We start from the raw sequence: 20,931 nt of genomic DNA on the forward strand, positions 1-20,931 counted from the left end.
HAWTCATCATCGGGAAGATTGACGTAAATAAGCAAGTATTCCTGATGAAACGGGCTTATCTGATTCACAACGATCCTCGTTAGAAGGAAAATTAAAGCTTCAATAAGAAGAAATTTGTAAACGATGTGCTTGCATAAAGTGTAAAGGATGTCCTTGCACAAAATGTAAACGATGTTATTCTTGACAGGCGGCCCGCCCCTACAGAAAAAGGAGCTGTCTTCGTACGACAGCTCCTTTTTTCATGTAATATTTCCTATGCTGACTACGCCATCGCCATGGTCGATGAAATCGAAAAGGGCCATCACATCAATCAGCGCATCAGCGTCGTCGGGGCCTAAGTATTCCTGGATCTCCTAAAAAAGAAGCAGCCCACCTTGTCGTAACCACCGTATCGCAGTGGCTGCGGCAACATGAGCCGATAGAAGTCGTCTTCAACGTTTTTACCGAGGAAGACCGGATAATATATGAACGAGAACTAGTGGAAAAAGGGGAATAGTAGATTGTGCGGTAGGGGTCGCCGCGTGGGCGACCCGCTGGGCATTTGGAAACGCTCTCCCCGAGTTGGAAAATCGCTCATATTCTGGGGCGGGTTTGCCACGTGCAAGCCCCTACTAGAACAGCATCTGGAAGTGGATGCGGGTCATTTCGTGGGGGTCCGGGCTGCCGGTCTTGGCCTGGCTGGCGAAGGACTGCATGACGCTGAATTTCAGGTTCTTGGCGACGATGTAGTCGGCACCGATGCCCCAGCTGCGCTGGTTGTCCATGTCGCTGGAGAAGCGCCACGTGAAGGGGTTGCCGCCCATGAAGGAGCCGTCGTCGAGGTCGAGGTATTCCAGCCAGGCATCCCAGCTGCCGGGCGTGTGGAAGTCGGCTTTGCCGTACTGGAGGGTGCCCATCCAGGCGTCGCCGTAGTCCTGGCCGTCGACGTTTTTGACACCTGCGTTGAAGCCGATGTGTTCGTAGTTGGCCAGGGCGCTCTATTTGCCGTAGTTGCCGCGGACGAAGTAGCCGGCGATATATTTGGCAAAATAGTCTTCACCCGAACTGTGGTTGGACTGATGAAGGCGGTTGTAGTAGAAACCGGCTTCGGAACGGGCGGCCTTGCCGCCGCCGAAGAAGGCGTCGATTTCACCGTAGCCCGTCTTCAGGCCATCCGTACTGAAGTGATCCGAATGGGCGGCGTCGGAAATCGGCTTCACTGTATCGACACCGGGTTTCTTGCCGTCTTTGAATTTGCCGTAGCCTGTGGTGATGGCCAAGTTATCGTTGTGATAGCGCAGTTCGGCGCCGTCGAGGGCATCGAAGTACTGCAGGCCGTAGGCGTCGCGGCCGATGCGGTAGACGTCATTGCGGCCGACGCTGAGTTCCCAGTTCTTGCTGCCGAAGTTGTAGTCCACTTTGGCCAAATCGACATAGGGATTATTGCCTTCGTCAGAAGCGGCTGCCAGGGTACAGACTACTTGTTTCTTCACGAATAAAAGACCTTCTTTCTTCTCATTCTTTTTGCGTATGCAGAAAAGTGCATAAAATTATACACTGCCTCTAGTATACTACGATGTGTTATGACTGTGTGTCAAATGAGAAGGAAGTTTACCTTTTCTTTATAATTTTACGTGACTGAAGACTTCGCCAATCGGGTCGTGGAGGACCAGGTCGGCGGCGCTGTCCATGTCGGTGCTCGACTTGTTGATGAGGACCAGTTTATGGCCGCGGTAGTAGCGGACCAGGCCGGCAGCGGGGTAGACGACGAGGCTCGTGCCGCCGATGATGAGCATGTCGGCGTGGCTGATGTAGTACAGGGACTGTTCGATGACGTCGTTGTCCAGGCCTTCTTCATAGAGGACGACGTCGGGCTTGATGGTGCCGCCGCAGGCGTCGCACTTGGGGATGCCTGTGGAATTCTTCATGTATTCGGCGTCGAAGAATTTGTTGCAGTGCATGCAGAAGTTGCGGTGGACGCTGCCGTGCAGTTCCAGGACATTCTTACTGCCCGCTTTCTGGTGCAGGCCGTCGATGTTCTGGGTGACGATGGCTTTCAATTTGCCGGCTTTTTCCAGTTCGGCCAGCTTGATGTGGGCCATGTTGGGCTGGGCGTCGAGGGCCAGCATCTTGTCGCGGTAGAAGCGGTAGAATTCTTCCGTGTTGTCCATGAAGAAGGAGTGGCTGAGGATCGTTTCGGGCGGGTATTTATAGTGCTGGTTATACAGGCCGTCGGTGCTGCGGAAATCGGGGATGCCGCTTTCCGTCGATACGCCGGCGCCGCCGAAGAAGACGATGTTATCGGAATTTTTTACCATGTCGACGAATTTTTCAATATTTGTCATCGTAATTACCCCTTTCATACATTGTAGGTGTCTTTCAATAACTGCAGGCCCGACGGGGTGCGGAATACCTTGTCGCGGAAGGTGGCAATGGCTTCCGGTTTCAGCTGGTCTTCGTAGGCGTTGACCAGGAAATCGGCTTCCAGGAGTATCTGGTAGTCCAGTCCGTCGACACCGTCGTAGGTGTGATGGTGGGCGATGAGGAAGCAGACCCGGTCGATGAGCTTTTCGTCAGCACCGAGTTCTTCCAGGATAGCCCTGGCCGGGGCGGGTCCTTCGATTTCCTGATATTTGCCCGACGAGGAACCGTATTTTTCTTCGGCTGCGTGGATGCCGATGTCGTGGAGGACGGCAGCCGTGCGCAGGATGTCCTGCTGGTCTTCGGGCAGTCCTTCCAGGCGGCCGATGGTGTCGGCATAGGCGTAGACCTTGAGGAAATGATGGATGCGCCGGGCATCGCCGTGGTCGAAGGCGATAGCCTTCTGTATTACTTGTTCAATAGCTGTCATGTAAATCCCTGCCTTTCTGTTTCATTATACTACAGGGCCGGGAAGATAGGAACGGCCTGATACAAACCATCCATAGCCTATTGACAGATTATCACATCATACCGTATCCTTTTTATAGGACTTTTTTTAATTTTTATTTATATTTTTATTTTTATGGTAAGGATGTGATTCTATGATTATGGCTGTCCTGAACTACCTCGATGATGTCCTTTATTATCCTATCTTAATGGTCATCCTCATTGCAGCCGGCCTTATTTTTTCCTGGAAGACGCGCTGTGTCCAGCTGCGCCTGTTCCCGGAAAGTATCCGCGTCGTCATGGAAAAACCGACGGAAGCCGGGAAAGTATCGTCTTTCCAGGCCCTCATGGTTTCGACGGCGTCCCGTGTCGGTACGGGCAATATCATCGGCGTCTCGACGGCAATCTGCCTGGGCGGTCCCGGTGCCGTTTTCTGGATGTGGCTTCTGGCCATCATCGGCGGGGCTACGGCCTTCATTGAAAGCACGCTGGCCCAGATTTACAAGCGCCGCAATCCCCTGGGCCACAGCTACGGCGGTCCGGCCTACTACATTGAAACGGCCATGCACAAGCGCTGGCTCGGCGTCCTCTTCGCCTTTTCCCTGATCGTGACTTATGCCGGCGGCTTCAACCTGCTCTGCTCGTTCAACATGCAGTCGACGTTCCTGGTCTACAGCTTCTACGACCCGACGACGACGCCGTGGATCATCGGCGCCATTTTTGCGGCTCTCGTCGCCTACTGCCTCATCGGTGGCGGCCAGCGCATCATCAAGGTCACATCGGTCCTGGTTCCGCTCATGGGCGGCATCTATATCCTGGCAGCGCTCATCGTCATCGTCTTCCACATTACCAGCCTGCCGCAGGTCTTCGCCATGATCTTCGCCGATGCCTTCGACTTCCAGTCCATCCTCGGCGGCGTGTCCGGCTCCTGCATGGTCTACGGTATCAAGCGCGGCCTCTATTCCAACGAAGCCGGTATCGGTTCGGCACCGAATGCAGCAGCCGCAGCCGATGTCAGCCATCCGGTCAAACAGGGCCTGGTCCAGATGCTGTCGGTCTTCATCGATACCCTCCTGGTCTGCAGTGCTACGGCTTTCATGGGCCTCTTCTCGGGCGTGCCCATCACTAAGGAAGTAGCCGGTGCGGCTTACGTCCAGAATGCAGCTACGGCCGTCTTCGGCGGCTTCGGTCCGCTCCTGATTACGATCTGCATGCTGCTCTTCGGTTTTTCCACGCTCATCGGCAACTTGTTCTATGTCGATAACTGCATCCGCTTCATCCACAAGGGCGCGCCGTCCCACGGCTTCGTCAATACTTTCCGCATTGTCTGCGTCCTCGTCGTCTTCGTCGGCGCCGGCATGTCCATGGCCGCTGTCTGGGATATTGCCGATATCCTCATGGCCGTCATGTGCTTCATCAACATCCCGGCCTGCTTCATCCTGGGCAACACGGCCGTCAAGGCCATGCGCGACTATCAGCAGCAGAAGAAGGAAGGCAGGAACCCTGTCTTCAAGGCGGCTTCCATCGGTATTGATGAAAGTACGGTCCAGTATTGGAAGTAAGCCTCTTGACAAATGGGGGAGAAGCCTTTACAATACGTCTATGTACAAGTAATTGTCATAAAAAATGAAAAGCGATGAACAAGACGGCCAGTGTCGCCTGTGCCTTTTCAGCGAACCGGGGATAGTGTGAGCCCGGAAAAGGCCGCATGCTGGCGGATCACTTGGGAGCTGCAGCTGCGAACCAGCTGCCGGGTCGCGTCGTTATTGCGCGTCAAAGTGGCTGCTCCGGCAGTCAATAGGGTGGTACCACGGTGATTACGTCTTCGTCCCTTTTTGGGACGGAGACGTTATTTTTTTTCACAGATTCAGAGGAGGAAACACAATGGATTACGGTAAGACTTTACATCTGCCTCAGACCGATTTCCCCATGCGCGGCAACTTGCCGAAACGGGAACCGGACTTTTTGAAATTCTGGCAGGACAACAAGATTTATGAAAAACGCTTGAAGAAACGGGACGGTGCGCCCAAGTTCATTCTTCACGACGGTCCTCCGTATGCCAATGGCAAGATCCACATCGGCCATGCATTGAATAAAGTATTAAAAGACATTATCCTCAAATATAAGACCCAGCAGGGCTGCTATACGAAATACGTTCCCGGTTGGGATACGCACGGCCTGCCTATCGAACACGCCGTCATCAAAGATACGGGCCTGAACCGCCACGAAATGGCCCCCCTCGACTTGCGTGCCAAATGCCGTGACTACGCCCTGGCCCGCGTGGAAGAACAGAAGAAAGACTTCATCCGCCTCGGCGTCCTCGGTGACTGGGACCATCCGTACCTGACGCTGCGCAAGCCCGTCGAAGTCGCTCAGATCGGCGTCTTCGGGGAAATGGCCAAGAAAGGCTACATCTACAAAGGCCTGAAGACCGTTTACTGGTGCCCGCACTGCGAAACGGCCCTGGCTGAAGCTGAAATCGAATACAAGGATGATAAATCCTTCTCCATTTACGTCAAATTCAAGTCCGTCGACCTCAGCTGCCATATGCCGAAAGGTGCCGATCCGGACAAAGTCTTCGCCCTCATCTGGACGACGACGCCGTGGACCATTCCCTGCAACGTCGCCATCAGTGCCAACGAAAACTTTGAATACGTCTGGGTACGCATCGGCGACGAATACCTGCTCATGGCCAAAGACCTGGTCGAACCGACCATGAAAGCCGGCAAAGTCGACGACTACGAAGTCCTGCCCGACGTCATGACGGGCAAACAGCTCGAAGGCCTGGTCTTCAAGCATCCCTTCTATGACCGTAAAGTCCCCATCATCCTCGGCGACCACGTCACTCTCGAAGCTGGTACCGGCCTCGTCCATACCGCTCCGGACCATGGCCAGGACGACTTTGATGTCTGCAAGAAATACGCTGCCTGGGGCCTCAAGCCGCTGGGCACGGTCGACGGCACGGGCCGTTACACCGACAAGGTCCCCGGCTTTGAAGGCCAGTTCGTCTTCGATACGAACGTACCGGTCATCAAGAAACTGGCTGAACTGGGCGCCCTCTTTGCCAAGAGCACGTTCCGCCATCAGTATCCGCACTGCTGGCGCTGCAAGGAACCGATCATCTACCGCGCTACGGAACAGTGGTTCGCTTCGGTCGACGGCTTCCGCCAGAAAGCCCTCGATGCCATCGACACGGTCAAATGGATTCCGTCCTGGGGCCATGACCGCATTTACAATATGATCCACGACCGCGGTGACTGGTGCATTTCCCGTCAGCGTGTCTGGGGCGTGCCGATTCCTATCTTCTACTGCGAAGACTGCGGCGAACACATCATCAACGATGAAACCATCGCTCACTTGCAGAAGATGTTCGCCAAAGAAGGCTCCGATACGTGGTGGATGCACGACGTCAAGGAACTCATGCCGGAAGGCTATAAATGCCCGCACTGCGGCGGCACGCACTTCCGCAAGGAATCGGATATCATGGACGTCTGGTTCGACAGCGGCTGCACCCATCAGGGCGTACTGAAAAATGACCCGGACCTCGATTATCCCTGCGAAATGTACCTGGAAGGCTCGGACCAGCATCGCGGCTGGTTCAACAGCTCCCTGCTCACGTCGGTTGCCGTCAACGGCTATGCTCCGTACAAATCGGTCCTGACCCACGGCTTCACGGTCGACGGCGAAGGCCGCAAGATGAGTAAATCCGTCGGCAACACCGTCGCTCCCCAGGAAGTCATCGAAAAATACGGCGCTGACGTCCTGCGCCTGTGGGTATCGTCGGCTGACTACCAGGGCGATATCCGCTTGTCGCCGAAGATCTTGAAACAGCTCTCCGACGTCTACCGCAAGATCCGCAACACCTTCCGTTACCTCCTGGGCAACCTGGCCGACTTCGATCCGGCGAAGGATATGATCGCCTACCAGGACATGACGGACCTCGATAAATGGGCTCTCCTGCGCCTGGAACAGGTCTTCGAAGAAGTCACCGACGCTTATGAAAACTACCAGTTCCACGTCATGTACCACGCTATCCACAACTTCTGCACCGTCGATTTGAGCGCCATGTACCTGGATGTCATCAAAGACCGCCTGTACACGGAAAAGGCTGATTCCCATATCCGCCGCAGCGCCCAGTCGGCTATGTACATCATCCTCGATACGCTGGTCAAGATCGTCGCACCGGTCCTGTCCTTCACGGCCGAAGAAGTATGGCAGAACATGCCCGCTGTCGAAGGCAAGGAAGAAAGTGTCCTGCTCACCGATTGGCCCAAGGCTCACAAAGAATATCTCGACGCTGACCTCGATGCCCGCTGGGCTCAGTTCCTGTCGTACCGCCGCGATTTGACGCGTGTCCTCGAAGGCGCCCGTAAGGAACACAAGATCGGCCATGCCCTGGACGCAGCCGTCACCATCTATGCCGATGGCGAAGACTACGATTTCCTCAGCCAGTGGCAGGATCAGCTGGCCACGCTGCTCATCGTCAGCGAAGCCAAACTGGTCAAAGGCGAAGCCCCGGCTGAAGCCGTTGCCGGTGAAGACCACGGCGACATGAAAGTCGTCGTCGCTCCGTCGACAGCTGAAAAATGCGAACGCTGCTGGATCCACAGCGACACTGTCGGCTCGGATCCGAACCATCCGACCCTCTGCGCCCGCTGCGCTGCCGTATTAAGTGAATAAAAGTTTGATATATGAAAAAAGGGACTGTCACACGTGCGACAGCCCCTTTTTTTAGCAGTCAGCGGCTAGCAGTTAGCGGATGGTTTTAAATTTAGTGCTATCCACTAAAAACTACAAATGCTGAGAAATCAACCTCTCAGACCGCCTTTGGCGGCCAGCTCTCCTATGAGGAGAGCCTTTCGTCAAACATCATACATCAAAGGCAAAGAAAACCTACGTGATAACAAAGAGCTTTACATGAGATTTCTTTTTTTTTATTGAAAATTTACGGCTTTTGCTTTATAATAAACAAGTGTATTCATACATTATACATTTGTAACATGGAATTAGGGTAGGAGGTTTTATTTATGCATAGTTTATGGAATGCATTGAACCGCATCAGCCTGATCAAGCAGATCATCATCGGCTTGGTCATCGGTATCGCCGTGGCTATGGCTTTCCCGGCAGCAGGGAAGGAACTGGCCTTGCTCGGCGTCATCTTCGTCGGGGCCTTGAAGGGCATCGCCCCGGTACTGGTCTTCGTCCTGGTCGCCGCTGCACTGAGCCGCAAACAGGAAGACCACGAATCGAATATCAAAGATGTCATCATCCTGTATCTCATCGGTACTTTTTTAGCGGCTTTCTTTGCCGTCATGATCAGTTTCGTCTTCCCCCTGACGCTGCAGCTCGACGTATCGGCTGCCAGCAATAAGGCACCGGAAGGCATTGCCGAAGTCTTGACGACGATCCTCAAGAACATCGTCGACAACCCGGTCCACGCCCTGATGACGGGCAACTACATCGGTATCCTCGGCTGGGCCTGCCTGTTCGGCGTTGCCGTCCGCCGCGTCTCCGAATCGTCGAAAGCCGTCCTCGATGACTGTGCCGACGCTGTCACGACCTGCGTCCAGTGGATCATCCGCCTGGCTCCGCTCGGCATCATGGGCCTCGTCGCCGACTCCGTTTCGTCCAACGGCATCGGTGCCCTCATCGGCTATGCTAAATTGCTCTGTCTTCTCTTAGGGTCGATGCTGCTCTTCGCCTTCGTCATCAACCCGATCATCGTCTACGCCAAGATCCACCGCAATCCGTACCCGCTGGTATGGAAATGCGTCAAGACGTCTGGCGTCACGGCCTTCTTTACGCGCAGCTCGGCCGCGAATATCCCGGTCAACCTGTCCCTGGCCAAGGAACTCGGCGTCAATCCCGATACGTATACGGTCACCATTCCGCTCGGTGCGACCATCAACATGTCCGGCGCAGCCATCACCATTTCCATCATGACCCTGGCTGCCGTCCACACCCTGGGCATTTCCGTCGACTTCCCGACGGCCCTCTTGCTCAGCGTCCTTTCGGCCATCGGCGCCTGCGGTGCTTCCGGCGTTGCCGGCGGCTCGCTGCTGCTGATCCCCATGGCCTGCAGCCTCTTCGGTATCTCCAATGATATCGCCATGCAGGTCGTCGGCGTCGGCTTCATCATCGGCGTCCTCCAGGACTCGACCGAAACGGCCCTCAACTCGTCGACAGACATCCTCTTCACGGCAGCTGCCGACTTTGCTCAGCGCGGCTATCCGGAACACCTGGGTGGCGGCCACGAAGTCAGCCATCAAGGGTAGGAACGCCCCTTGGGCGTTCCGCAGTCCGCAGTTCGCAGTCCGCGGTCCGCGTGTAGGGCGCCACGGATTATGACGAATAATGCAGGCCGCCGTTCGCATGTAGGGGCGCCACGTGGGGCGCCCGCCACGGATTATAATGAATAATGCAGTCCGCCGGCCGCAAAAGGACCCTCGCATGACGGTATTCGTCATCATGCGAGGGTCCTTTTTCTTGGTCAAAAGCAACCTCTCAGACCGCCTTCGGCGGCCAGCTCCCCTATAAGGGGAGCCGCTAGCCACGAGCCACTAAAAAAGCGTTGTCCGTCAGGACAACGCTTTTTTCTACCTTATTTCCCGCTTTCAGCGATGCAGTCATTGAGGTCAGCAATGAGTGCGTCGACGTCGATGCCGTGGGCACCAGCGCCCTGGCCGATGGTTTCAAAGTGAGCAGCCATGCAGCCAATGCAGCCGAGGCCGTACTGCTGGAAGATTTCAATGATCTGCGGATATTTCTGAACGGCTTCAATGATACCCGTGTCTTTTGTAATCTGTGCCATTATTTTTATTCCTCCTTGTCAATTCGTATCCGTACCGTTTTGAAGGAACTTCCGGATTGCATCTATTATATCATACTTTTTTTCATTTGTGCGAGGAAATACTTTTTTCCTCCAAGAGTTGGCCGTCGGGCAGGAAGCTGCGGAAGGTCAGGCTGTCGTCCGTCGCTTCCAGGGTCATGTAATTGTCCGTTTCCGGCTGGGGTGCGACGTATTCGTCGAGGCTGTGCTGTTTCCACAATCCCGGATACTGGACGTTGCCGGCGACGCCGGTGATGAGGTACAGCGGGCCCGATTCATCGCGCTGGAAGTTCCTGATATGGCCCCGGTCGCGGTAGGTGTGGAGATGGGCCGAGAGGACGGCATCGACGCCGTACTGGTCGAAGAGGGGCATCCACAGCCGGCCTTCGGGCGAGAAGCCTTCTTCTCGGGGCTGGGGCCGGTTGGCGAAGCCGTACTGGAGCGGGTCCTTGTGCATGAGGACGATTTTCCATTTCTTCGTCGTCTTGGCCATGTCTTCCTTGAACCAGGCCACTTCGTCTTCGTCGAGGCTGGGCTCGAAGTCAGCCAGTTCCTGGAGACTGCGTGTTGAGGACGACGAAGTGGACGTCACCGTAGTCGAAGGAGTAGAACTGGTTCTGGTATTTTTCCCTGTCGATACGAGGCAGGGCGAAGAGGTGCAGGTAGGCTTCGGGCATGCGGACTTTCCAGTCCTTGTCATACGTTTCGTGGTTGCCCAGGAGGGGGACGACGGGGATGCGGGCGATCATGTCGCCGACGACGTCGAACCAGGCGTTCCACTGGTAATGGTCCTGGCCGTTATCGACGAGGTCGCCCATGTTGATGAAGAACTGGGCGTCCTGGTTGCGCTGCCAGGCAGGCTGGGCCGTGGCGGCCCAGACGCTGTAGTCGCTGGACTGGGAATCCGGGAAGATGAGGGCCTTGAAGTCATGGCCCTGGGCCGTATGGAAGGACTGCCAGTCACTGCGTTTGTCGCCGGCACCGACGCGGTATTCATAGGCCGTACCCGGTTTTAGATCGCTGACGGCCGCCGTGTGGATATACGTCGTCACGCCATCGTCGCTGAAGGCGTCACTGGAAGCGGGGAGCTGTATGAGGGAATCGTCGTCGCCGGCTTGGCGGTATTCGACGACAGGATTCTCTTCGGCGTAGTCCGACTGCCACATGAAGGTCCGCGACGTCGTGCTGTCGGCTGTGATGACCTGGCGGATGTTGGAAGCGTCGACGGATGCCGTCGACAGGTAGTGGGCCGCCGCGGCTTTGGTGGCCTTGACGCCCTGTCTGGCGACGGTCTTCGTACCCGGCAGCCAGGTATAGGCACTGACGGCGGCGATGACGGCAGCGGCCAGGGAAAAGGCGATGATTTTTTTATATTTGGCTTTCATAGAATTCCTCCTGTTTTTTTTGATATAAGTCATTATAAGACATGGAGTCAACTCCAAGTCAAGCAAAAAAGAAAAACTTGACAAGGCCTTCGCTTCGATATAAGATAAATGCATCAAAAGTGATAGAGAACGTCCATGAACGGGAGCAAGTACCGTCATGATACCCTTGACAGCGAGCCGGTGGCAGTGGAAGTCCGGCGAAGAGGCCATGAGCGGGAATGGGCCCGGGAGATGCAGGCTGAACGCGAGTAGGTCCTGCCGGAACTTTCACCGTTACCAGGAAAGAATGCATCTACGTGTGCATATGAGCCGGGCAGTTTTGCCAACCAGGGTGGTACCGCGGAAATGACTTTCCTTTCGTCCCTAATGTGAGGGATGGAAGGATTTTTTTATTGAACTAGGGAGGAATCCATCATGTCTATTATTTTTTCTGGCATTCAGCCGAGCGGCAACTTGACTTTAGGCAACTATTTAGGCGCACTGCGCAATTTCTCGAAGATCCAGGACGGCAACGAATGTTATTACTGCGTCGTCAACCAGCATGCCATCACGGTCCCTCAGGATCCGCAGCTTTTGCATGAACGTACGCGGAAACTGGCCGCCATCTACCTGGCTTCCGGTCTGGATCCGGAAAAATCGACGCTCTTCGTCCAGTCGGAAGTCCCGGAACACGCACTCCTGGGCTGGATGATGATTACTTTGTCCTATGTCGGCGAATTGGAACGCATGACCCAGTATAAGGACAAGGCTTCCAAACGGGGCGATTCCATCCCGGCCGGCCTGTTGACCTATCCGCCACTCATGGCTGCGGACATTCTCTTGTACCAGACCAACTTCGTCCCCGTCGGCGACGACCAGAAGCAGCATATGGAAATCACCCGCAACCTGGCCCAGCGCTTCAACCGCCTCTACGGCGAAGTCTTCACCATTCCCGATATCTACCTCGGCCAGGACGGCACGCGTGTCATGAGCCTCCAGGAACCGACCAAGAAGATGAGTAAATCCGACGACAACACGACGGCGACGATTTACCTCCTGGACGAACCGAAAGCCATCGAAAAGAAAATCAAGCGGGCCCAGACGGACAGTGAAAACTCCGTCCATTACGATAAGGAAAACAAGCCGGGCATTTCCAACCTCATTGAAATCTTCTCGGCCCTGACCGACCAGACCCACGAACAGGTCGAAGCGGCCTACGCTGGCAAGGGCTACGGCGCCTTCAAGAAAGACGTGGCCGATGCCATCATTTCGACGCTGGAACCGATCCAGCAGCGTTACCGCCAGCTCGTCGGCGACCCCGAACTGGACGCCATCCTCGACAAGGGCGCTGCCAAGGCACACGCAAAGGCCAGCGTCACTTACGAAAAAGCCGCCAAGGCCATGGGTTTATACCGGAAGTAAAAATTAAAAATATGGCAACACAACTTAATACTTTATTTTAAATATTATATTGACATAACAAAAATAATAAAGTATTATACTTTACACATCGAAAAAATAAATAAAGCAGAGGCAACGGTGCCATCAGACACTGTGCTTCTGCTTTTTTTATTTTGTAAAGTCATCTGTGTTATAAAGGGGGAGTGCCATATGGCAGCGAAAAAGTCTAGTTTTGACAAAGTACTCAATGCCTGGGACGTCCTGGTCATCGCCTTCGGGGCAATGATTGGCTGGGCCTGGGTCGTATCGACAGGGGATTGGATCACCGGCGGCGGTGTCCTCGGCGCCATGCTGGGGTTCGCCATCGGCGGCGTCATGATTTTCTTTGTCGGTCTTACTTATGCCGAATTGACATCGGCTATGCCGCAGTGCGGCGGCGAACACATCTTCAGTTATAAGGCCATGGGGCCCATCGGTTCCTTCATATGCACGTGGATGATCGTCCTCGGCTATGTCAGCGTCGTCTGTTTTGAAGCTTGCGCTTTGCCGACGATCCTCGTCTACTTGTTCCCGGATTTCCTCATGGGTTACTTGTACACCATCGGCGGCTTCGACATCTATGCGACCTGGCTGGCTGCGGCCGTCATCATCGCTGTCGCCATTACGGCCATCAACATCATCGGTGCCAAGACGGCTGCCCGCCTGCAGACCATCCTGACGGCCATCATCGGCGGCGTCGGCATCGTCTTTGTGGCTGCTTCGGTCCTGACCGGTTCGACGGCCAACCTGGACGGCCAGCTCTTCATGGGCGCTACGACGTCGGAAATGGCCAAGGGTACCCTGGCTATCGCCGTCATGACGCCGTTCTATTTCATCGGCTTCGACGTCATCCCGCAGGCAGCCGAAGAAATTTCCGTATCCTTGCAGAAAATCGGCCGTATCCTGATTTTGTCCATCGTCCTGGCCGTATTGTTCTATGCTCTCATCATCTTCGGTGTCGGCTATATCCTCAACCAGAGTGAAATAGCCCTGGCTATGAAAGGCGTCGGCAGCCTGGTCACGGCCGATGCCATGGCTGTCGCCTTTGGCAGTTCCATGATGGCCAAAGTCCTCATCATCGGCGGTATCTGCGGCGTCGTCACCAGCTGGAACTCCTTCCTCATCGGTGGCAGCCGTGCCATGTATTCCATGGCTGAATCGTACATGATTCCTCATACTTTTGCTAAATTGCACGACAAATATAAGACACCGGTCAACGCGCTCCTGCTCATCGGCGTCTTGTCCATTGCCGCCCTGTTCTTCGGCCGCAAGATGCTGGTCTGGGTCGTCGATGCCGGCAACTTCGGCTGCTGCATGGCTTACTGCATGGTTTCCATTTCTTTCCTGATCCTGCGCAAGAAGGCGCCGGACATGGTCCGTCCCTATAAGGTACGCCACTATAAATTCGTCGGTGCCATGGCTGTCCTCATGTCGGCCTTCATGGTCGTCATGTACATCGTCCCCGGTTCCGGTGCCGCCCTGGCTCCGCAGGAATGGGGCATGGTAGCCGGCTGGTCCCTGCTGGGCGTCATCTTCGGCGTATACTGCAAGGCCAAATACGGCGAACGCTTCGCTACCCATATCGACGTCGCCATGGATACGGAAGTCAGGGAAGCGACCCTGCCGTCGAGTGAACTGAAGACGGTCAAATTGTAAATGCCTTCTCAAAGATTGTCTTTAAAATTAGAAAGTTAAAATAACACAGATTTATAAAAATAAAAGCAAATAACATATTGACAAAGAAAGTGTAAAGTATTACACTATATTCAACAAAGAAAATAACGGAGACAAGAGGCAAGGGAGCCTGATGGAACATCAGCTTTCCTTGCCTCTGTTTTTGTTTGGGGAATTCTTTGTTAGTTATCATTTCTTTATAAAATCATCAGTTTAGGGGGAGTTACGAATGAGATTACGCGATGTAGGATTGACCAAAGAAGAAATCAAAGCCAAAGTAGACAAGTACATGATCGAAACGTACGAACGCTTCGACATGATCGCTGAACGCGGCAAGGGCATGTACGTCTACGATGAAAACGGCACGCCGTACCTCGATTTCTACGCTGGTATCGCCGTCAACAGTGCCGGCAGCTGTAACGATAAAGTCGTCCTGGCCGTCATCGACCAGTGCATGGACATCATGCAGACCTTCAACTATCCGTACACGGTCCCGCAGGCCCTGCTGGCTGAAAAAATCTGCACGACCATCGGCATGGACAAGATTTTCTTCCAGAACTCCGGTGCAGAAGCCAACGAAGCCATGATCAAGATGGCCCGTAAATACGGCGTCGAACACTTTGGTCCCAACAAATACGAAATCATTACGGCAAAAGAATCCTTCCACGGCCGTACCTTTGGTTCCATGAGTGCTACGGGCCAGCCGGACAATGCCTGCCAGATCGGTTTCGGCGCCATGACACCGGGCTTCAAATATGCTGAATTCAACAATTTGAAAGCCTTTGAAGACGCCATCACGGAAAACACCATCGGCATCATGGTCGAACCGGTACAGGGCGAAGGCGGTGTCCATCCGGCAACGAAAGAATTCCTCACAGGCCTGCGCAAACTGTGCGATGAAAAAGGCCTGCTCCTCCTCCTGGACGAAGTACAGAGCGGCTGGTGCCGCACCGGTGCTGTCATGTCCTACATGAACTACGGCATCAAACCGGATATCGTTTCCATGGCAAAAGCCCTTGGCGGCGGCATGCCGATCGCAGCCATCTGCGCCCGCGAAGACGTTTCCAAAGCCTTCACCATGGGTTCCCACGGCAGCACCTTCGGCGGCCATCCGGTCTGCTGCGCCGCTGCGTTGGCCGAAGTCAACGAACTGTTGGACAAAGACCTGGCCGGCAATGCCAAGAAGATGGGGGCATACTTCCTGGAACAGGCCCGCGAAAAACTGCCGCATCTGAAGGAAGCCCGCGGCCAGGGCTGCTTCCTGGGGCTTGAATTCGACGACAAGATCAACAGCGTCGACTTGAAGCATAAATGCTTCGACAAACACATGCTGTCGACAGCTATCGGCGAACACGTCCTGCGCCTGGTACCGCCGCTGATCCTCCAGAAGGAACACGTCGACAAGGCCATTGCCATCATCAAGGAATCGGTCGAAGAATTGGCAAAATAAGTACACGTAACTGAGGGGTATGAGAAGGTGTCTGCCAGAATTGAGGGGTTGGCAGGCACCTTTTCTTAAAAAAGGGGGAAACGAAATGAAACATTTCGTCATCACTGTGGGATGTGAATTCGGCAGCGGCGGACCGGAAATCGGCAAGATGCTGGCCAAGTCGCTGGGAATCGAATACTACGACCGGGATCTCGTAGATAAAGTCGTGGAAAAAATCGGCGTAGAAAAACATCTCGTAGAAGAAGCAGATAATAAGAATTTCGTTCCGTACGGCATTGAAACGTCGTTGGGGACGCGCTATGCGAATCTGTCGAATAAAGTCATTTACACGCAGTTCGATGTCATCCGCAAGATGGCCAAAACATCGTGCGTCATCATCGGCCGGTGCAGCGACTATATCCTGAAGGGGCAGGATGATGTCGTCAACGTCTTCGTCTATGCACCGACGGAAGTACGCATCAAGACCATCATGGAAAAGATGAATTTATCCGAACGCCATGCGGCAGAAGTCATCCGGGATTATGACAATGCCCTCCATCGCCGGTATAAATACATCACCGGCACTTATCGCGGCGACCGTCACAACCGCCACCTGCTGGTCGACAGCAGCGTCCTGGGTTGGGAAAAGACGGCGAAATTCATCAAATCCTTCGTCGAAATGTGTTTTGAAGAGACTTGAGGGGGTATGAAAGATGGCTACAAAAAAGTCTGATTTTGATAAAGTCCTGAGTGCCTGGGACGTCCTGGTCATCGCCTTCGGGGCCATGATCGGCTGGGGCTGGGTCGTATCGACAGGCGACTGGATCATGGAAGGCGGCGTCCTCGGCGCTATGCTGGGCTTCGTCATTGGCGGCATCATGGTCTTCTTCGTAGGGCTGACCTATGCCGAACTGACGTCGGCCATGCCGCAGTGCGGTGGCGAACACGTCTTCAGTTATAAGGCCATGGGGCCCATTGGTTCTTTTATTTGTACGTGGATGATCGTCCTCGGCTATGTCAGCGTCGTCTGCTTTGAAGCCTGCGCCCTGCCGACGATCGTCGCTTATATTTATCCTGATTTCCTGACGGGTTATCTCTATACCGTTGCCGGCTTCGATATTTACGCTTCCTGGCTGGCTGTGGCTATCCTGGTTTCTGTCTTCATTACAGCCATCAACATCGTCGGGACCAAGACGGCAGCTATTTTGCAGACCATCCTGACGGTCATCATCGGCGGCGTCGGTATCCTGCTCATCGCCGCATCGGCCCTGACCGGGACGACGGCCAACCTGGAAGGTCAGCTCTTCATGGGGGCTACGACGACGGATATGGTCAAAGGGACTTTGGCCGTGGCTGTCATGACGCCGTTCTATTTCATCGGCTTCGACGTCATTCCTCAGGCAGCGGAAGAAATTTCCGTATCCTTGCAGAAAATCGGCCGTATCCTGATTTTGTCCATCGTCCTGGCTGTACTCTTCTATGCCCTCATCATCTTCGGTGTCGGCTATGTCATGAATAATTCGGAAATCGCCGTTGCCATGAAAGGCGTCGGCGGCCTGGTCACGGCCGATGCCATGGCTGTCGCCTTTGGCAGCTCCATCATGGCCAAGGTCCTCATCATCGGCGGTCTCTGCGGTATCATCACCAGTTGGAACTCCTTCCTCATCGGCGGAAGCCGCGCCATGTATTCCATGGCTGAATCGTACATGATTCCGCATGTCTTTGCGAAATTGCACGACAAATATAAGACGCCGATCAACGCGCTCCTGCTCATTGGCCTCTTGTCCATCATCGCGCCCTTCTTCGGCAAGAAGATGCTGGTCTGGGTCGTCGATGCCGGTAACTTCGGCTGCTGCGTCGCCTACTGCATGGTCGCCATTTCCTTCGTCATCCTGCGCAAAAAGGCTCCGGAAATGGCCCGTCCCTACAAGGTCAGCCATTATAAACTGGTCGGCGTCATGGCCATCCTCATGTCGGGCTTCATGGTCGTCATGTACATGATCCCCGGCTCCGGCGCTACCCTGGTTCCCCAGGAATGGGGCATGGTCCTGGGCTGGTCCGTCCTGGGCGTCCTCTTCGGCTTCTACTGCAAGGCTAAATACGGCAGTAAATTCGCTACCCACATCGACGTCGCCGTCGATAATGAAGCCGTCGAAGAAGCGGGCGACCTGGCTTTCGGTCAGGCCATGGCCGCTGCCCTGCACGACGTCGAATCCGATGCGCCTGTCACCTATGTATCGCAGCCGCTGAGCTTCTCCTTCTCCATGCCTGTGTCCGTCGTCTTCGGTGCCGGTAAGCGCCATATGGCCGGGGAACTCTTTAAGGCCTATGGGACCAAGGCCCTGGTCGTCACCGATGCCGCTACCAATGGGCGGGACATCGTCAATGAAGTCGAAAAGAGCCTGAAAGAGGCTGGCATTTCCGTATCCCGCTTTGCTCATATTACGGGGAAATCCCTGGATATTACGGCTGATTCGGCAGTCGACGAAATCAAGAAGAACGGCAGCGACTTCATCGTCGCCATCGGCGGCAATACCGTCATGGAAGGGGCCAAGCTGATTGCCAGTGCCGCTGCCCGCACCTTGGGCAGGGCCATGATGCCCTTGAATTTCGTACCGACGACGTATCACGCCGGCGCCTGCTTCGATGCATCCCTGCCCGATGGCAGCCGCGACAACGCCCTGCTGGCCAAGGTCGTCCTGGTTGATCCGGACTGCATGACCGGCATGAGCCAGAAAGACCGGGCTGTCTCCGGCTTCGCCGCCCTGTGCGAATGTATCCGGGCCTATACGGCGCCCGATGCCCAGCCGCTGACTGATGCCATGGCCCTCTATGCCATCGACATCCTGAATGACAAGCTCGTCGGCGTCTGCGGGGAAAACACAGACAAAGGGGCTTGGGAAAAAGTCGTCCTGGCCGGCGTCATCGGCAGTATGGTCAGTGCCGAAACGGGCTGCCAGGTCGCCAAAGACCTGAAACAGGCCGTCGCCAAGACGTCTTTTGCAGCCGATGAAGTCCTCCTGGCCGCCATCGTGCCCGTCGTCGTCGACGCCAAGGCCGGTAAGGATCCCTTCCTCTATGGCAAACTGGCCCGCACCATGGGCGGTTTCACGTCCGATGACTGCGCTGCCCGCCTCTGCTACCTGGCCAAGGCCCTGCACCTCGACCTGCGCATTGCCGACATGGGCGTCCATGAAGACGACATCGCCAACCTGGCCGAAGCCTACATGGGCGAAGAAGCGGCCGAAGCCGTCCGGGAAAAAGCCGCTGCTATGGAAGCCGCATTTGATTCGTGAAAATAGTTTGATATTTGACGAAAGGCTCTCCTCATAGGAGAGCTGGCCGCCAAAGGCGGTCTGAGAGGTTGATTTCTCAGCATTTGTAGTTTTTAGCCCGCCGGATATATGTAAGATACTTGTGAAACCGATTTCGTGAACGGGCGCCCCACGTGGCGCCCCTACAGAAAAAGGCGCTGTCTTCATGGGACAGCGCCTTTTTTTACATATACAAAAGATTTTCTTTTTGCCAGCAGGAGTTTGACAATTCTGTGTAGAATATCTTCTGTGTAGAATATCTTAAGATAAACTAGTTATATAGAGTTGCTTGGAGGTAGTCAATATGACACTCAGTTTATTTTGGTCGCGTTATACGCTGGAACTTCGGGAACAGCATCTGCGCGATGTCGATGAACTTTATCATTATCTCATTGCCCGGGAACGATGGAACTGGTTCCTGGCCAAGATTCCGGAACAGGCCCAGATCCAGATACTCCGCGGCCACAACCATGGCGAAGATTCCTGGACGTGCCGCAAGTGGCTCGACCACATGCTGGACTGGATCAAGGAGAACAAGCCGCCTGCCGTCTATGATGCCGTCATCGACAAGATTCATATGATTGAAGACAAGCCGATTGAAGAACTAGAAAAACAGGCTGCCCGCAACATTTCGCCGGAAGAGTTGGAAAAACTCCAGCGTGCCGGTTATTTTCAATGTATCGAGGCGCCGAACAAAAGTGAATGAAAGCAGGTGAGGGAATGACCTTTCTATTACGCATGATAACAGCTGCTGTCTTATTCTTTTCCCTGGCAGCTGCCGCACCGGCTGCTGTCGTGCAGGCCGATTCCGTCCGCGTCCTGCCTATTTCCGGTGACATCGACGGCAGCCAGGCCGCCTTTATCCAGCGCGGCCTGCGCCAGGCCGCCGAAGAAGGCGATACGGCCGTCGTCATTACCATCAATACCCTGGGCGGCCGCGTCGACAGCGCCTTGAAGATCCGCGACATGCTCATGGCATCCGACGTGCCGACTATTGCCTATGTCACGTCGCGGGCCTGGTCGGCCGGGGCCCTCATCGCCCTGTCGTGCCGCCATATCATCATGGCGTCGGGCAGCAGCATCGGCGCTGCCGAACCGATTCCCAATACGGAGAAGAACATTGCCGCCCTGAAAGCCGAGTTCAGCGCGACGGCGGCCCAGAATGGCCATAATCCCGGCGTCGCCGAAGCCATGGTCGACAAGTCCCAGGGCTATCCCGACTATGCCGAACCGGGGAAGATACTGGCCTTATCCGACGGCCAGGCCAGGGAACTCAACGTGTCCGACGGCTCGGCCGATACGTTGTCCGAAGCCCTGGCCCTGTACAGCTTGGGCGATGCCCGCCTGACCTATGTCGACAAGGACTGGCGTGATGACGCCGTCGGCATCTTGCAGAATCCCTATGTCCGCACGGTCTTCGTCGCCCTGATCATCGCCGCCTTGCTGGCAGAAATCAAGATGGCCGGCATCGGCGCCGGTATTGCTACGGCCTTCGTCTTCGGCGGCCTGCTGCTCCTGTCGGGCAACGAGTCCCTGGCCGACGGCCTGAAAATCGTCGCCGCCTTCCTGGTTAGTCTGCTCTGCATCGGCCTGGAACTGGCGTCGCCTGGCGTCGGCATCTTTGGCCTGGCCGGCGTCGTCCTCTTGTTCGGCAGCCTGTTCTTCATGCTGGGAGCCACGTATGAGGCCGTCTACATCCTGGCCGGCGGGACGGTCCTGGCCATCATATTGTTCTATATCGTCGGCAAGCATTTGCCCAAGAGCCGGCTTTTTGAAAAATTGACCCTCAAGAACCGTTCGACGAAAGAAAAGGGATATACGGCCCAGGCCGATTACAGCAAATATCTCTATGAACGGGGCAAGACCATTACCATTCTGCGTCCGTCCGGGACGATCCGCATCGGCAAAGAGCGCGTCGATGCCACGGCCAACGGCACGTTCATCGGCCGCGACGTCATCGTCCGCGTGGTCAAAGTCGAAGGCAGCCGCGTCGTCGTCGAACCGGAACCGGAACGCCATCCCAAACACTGAGAA

Annotated in this window: 17 protein-coding genes; 10 read left to right on the forward strand and 7 right to left on the reverse strand. The window is 55.1% G+C overall.

Translation table 11 applies throughout. The features are described 5' to 3' along the window. Nucleotides 1–611 precede the first annotated feature (611 nt). From NM10_RS13010 to NM10_RS07545, 4 genes are all read right to left on the reverse strand, one after another. The gene (locus NM10_RS13010) at nucleotides 612–896 is read right to left on the reverse strand and encodes a hypothetical protein (RefSeq protein WP_051132245.1); all 285 of its coding nucleotides are present in this window, start codon (nucleotides 894–896) and stop codon (nucleotides 612–614) included. 81 nt (nucleotides 897–977) lie between these two features. Next, complete coding sequence (locus NM10_RS13015) at nucleotides 978–1,472, reverse strand: hypothetical protein (RefSeq protein WP_051132246.1); 495 nt, start codon at nucleotides 1,470–1,472, stop codon at nucleotides 978–980. A 129-nt stretch (nucleotides 1,473–1,601) separates the two neighbouring features. Continuing rightward, a complete protein-coding gene (locus NM10_RS07540; protein ID WP_020310992.1) occupies nucleotides 1,602–2,324 on the reverse strand; it encodes an NAD-dependent protein deacylase in 723 nt (240 codons plus the stop codon). A gap of 14 nt (nucleotides 2,325–2,338) precedes the next feature. Then, on the reverse strand, nucleotides 2,339–2,830 hold the full coding sequence (locus tag NM10_RS07545; protein ID WP_020310993.1) for an HD domain-containing protein: 492 nt from the start codon (nucleotides 2,828–2,830) through the stop codon (nucleotides 2,339–2,341). A 172-nt stretch (nucleotides 2,831–3,002) separates the two neighbouring features. On the opposite strand from NM10_RS07545, the gene NM10_RS07550 reads away from it, so the two are divergent. The 3 genes from NM10_RS07550 to sstT all read left to right on the forward strand — a co-directional run bounded on the left by NM10_RS07550 (nucleotide 3,003) and on the right by sstT (nucleotide 9,122). Then, nucleotides 3,003–4,409, forward strand: a complete 1,407-nt coding sequence (locus tag NM10_RS07550) for an alanine/glycine:cation symporter family protein (RefSeq protein WP_020310994.1) — start codon at nucleotides 3,003–3,005, stop codon at nucleotides 4,407–4,409. Nucleotides 4,410–4,731: 322 nt separating this feature from the next. After that, nucleotides 4,732–7,527 (forward strand): isoleucine--tRNA ligase, encoded by a 2,796-nt coding sequence (ileS, locus tag NM10_RS07555; protein WP_020310995.1) that lies wholly within the window; start codon nucleotides 4,732–4,734, stop codon nucleotides 7,525–7,527. A 347-nt stretch (nucleotides 7,528–7,874) separates the two neighbouring features. After that, a complete protein-coding gene (gene sstT, locus NM10_RS07560; RefSeq protein WP_020310996.1) occupies nucleotides 7,875–9,122 on the forward strand; it encodes a serine/threonine transporter SstT in 1,248 nt (415 codons plus the stop codon). 326 nt (nucleotides 9,123–9,448) lie between these two features. Here sstT and NM10_RS07565 read toward each other — a convergent pair whose 3' ends face one another. The 3 genes from NM10_RS07565 to NM10_RS15015 form a co-directional block, all read right to left on the reverse strand. Beyond that, nucleotides 9,449–9,658, reverse strand: a complete 210-nt coding sequence (locus tag NM10_RS07565) for a DUF1858 domain-containing protein (protein ID WP_020310997.1) — start codon at nucleotides 9,656–9,658, stop codon at nucleotides 9,449–9,451. A gap of 82 nt (nucleotides 9,659–9,740) precedes the next feature. After that, nucleotides 9,741–10,268 carry a metallophosphoesterase family protein gene (locus NM10_RS15010; RefSeq protein ID WP_256378966.1) on the reverse strand — a complete coding sequence of 176 codons (528 nt, stop codon included), beginning with the start codon at nucleotides 10,266–10,268 and terminating at the stop codon, nucleotides 9,741–9,743. Continuing rightward, nucleotides 10,219–11,061 carry a purple acid phosphatase family protein gene (locus NM10_RS15015; protein WP_256378967.1) on the reverse strand — a complete coding sequence of 281 codons (843 nt, stop codon included), beginning with the start codon at nucleotides 11,059–11,061 and terminating at the stop codon, nucleotides 10,219–10,221. The genes NM10_RS15010 and NM10_RS15015 overlap by 50 nt, the downstream gene beginning before the upstream one ends. A 414-nt stretch (nucleotides 11,062–11,475) precedes the next feature. Here NM10_RS15015 and trpS point away from each other — a divergent pair, with 414 nt between their 5' ends. From trpS to NM10_RS07610, 7 genes are all read left to right on the forward strand, one after another. After that, the gene (gene trpS / locus NM10_RS07575) at nucleotides 11,476–12,462 is read left to right on the forward strand and encodes a tryptophan--tRNA ligase (protein WP_020310998.1); all 987 of its coding nucleotides are present in this window, start codon (nucleotides 11,476–11,478) and stop codon (nucleotides 12,460–12,462) included. Nucleotides 12,463–12,651: 189 nt separating this feature from the next. Continuing rightward, complete coding sequence (locus NM10_RS07580; RefSeq protein WP_020310999.1) at nucleotides 12,652–14,136, forward strand: APC family permease; 1,485 nt, start codon at nucleotides 12,652–12,654, stop codon at nucleotides 14,134–14,136. A 247-nt stretch (nucleotides 14,137–14,383) separates the two neighbouring features. Then, nucleotides 14,384–15,604: an aspartate aminotransferase family protein gene (locus NM10_RS07590; protein WP_020311001.1), complete on the forward strand. Its 1,221-nt coding sequence runs from the start codon at nucleotides 14,384–14,386 to the stop codon at nucleotides 15,602–15,604. 85 nt (nucleotides 15,605–15,689) lie between these two features. Then, nucleotides 15,690–16,283, forward strand: a complete 594-nt coding sequence (locus NM10_RS07595) for an AAA family ATPase (RefSeq protein WP_020311002.1) — start codon at nucleotides 15,690–15,692, stop codon at nucleotides 16,281–16,283. A gap of 13 nt (nucleotides 16,284–16,296) precedes the next feature. Beyond that, a complete protein-coding gene (locus NM10_RS07600) occupies nucleotides 16,297–18,879 on the forward strand; it encodes an amino acid permease (RefSeq protein ID WP_020311003.1) in 2,583 nt (860 codons plus the stop codon). Between the two features lie 322 nt (nucleotides 18,880–19,201). Beyond that, the gene (locus tag NM10_RS07605; protein ID WP_020311004.1) at nucleotides 19,202–19,603 is read left to right on the forward strand and encodes a hypothetical protein; all 402 of its coding nucleotides are present in this window, start codon (nucleotides 19,202–19,204) and stop codon (nucleotides 19,601–19,603) included. Between the two features lie 14 nt (nucleotides 19,604–19,617). Further along, complete coding sequence (locus tag NM10_RS07610) at nucleotides 19,618–20,928, forward strand: NfeD family protein (protein WP_020723987.1); 1,311 nt, start codon at nucleotides 19,618–19,620, stop codon at nucleotides 20,926–20,928. Nucleotides 20,929–20,931: the final 3 nt, after the last annotated feature.

It is taken from the genome of Megasphaera sp. NM10 (genome assembly GCF_000417505.1).
Lineage (GTDB): Bacteria > Bacillota > Negativicutes > Veillonellales > Megasphaeraceae > Megasphaera > Megasphaera intestinihominis.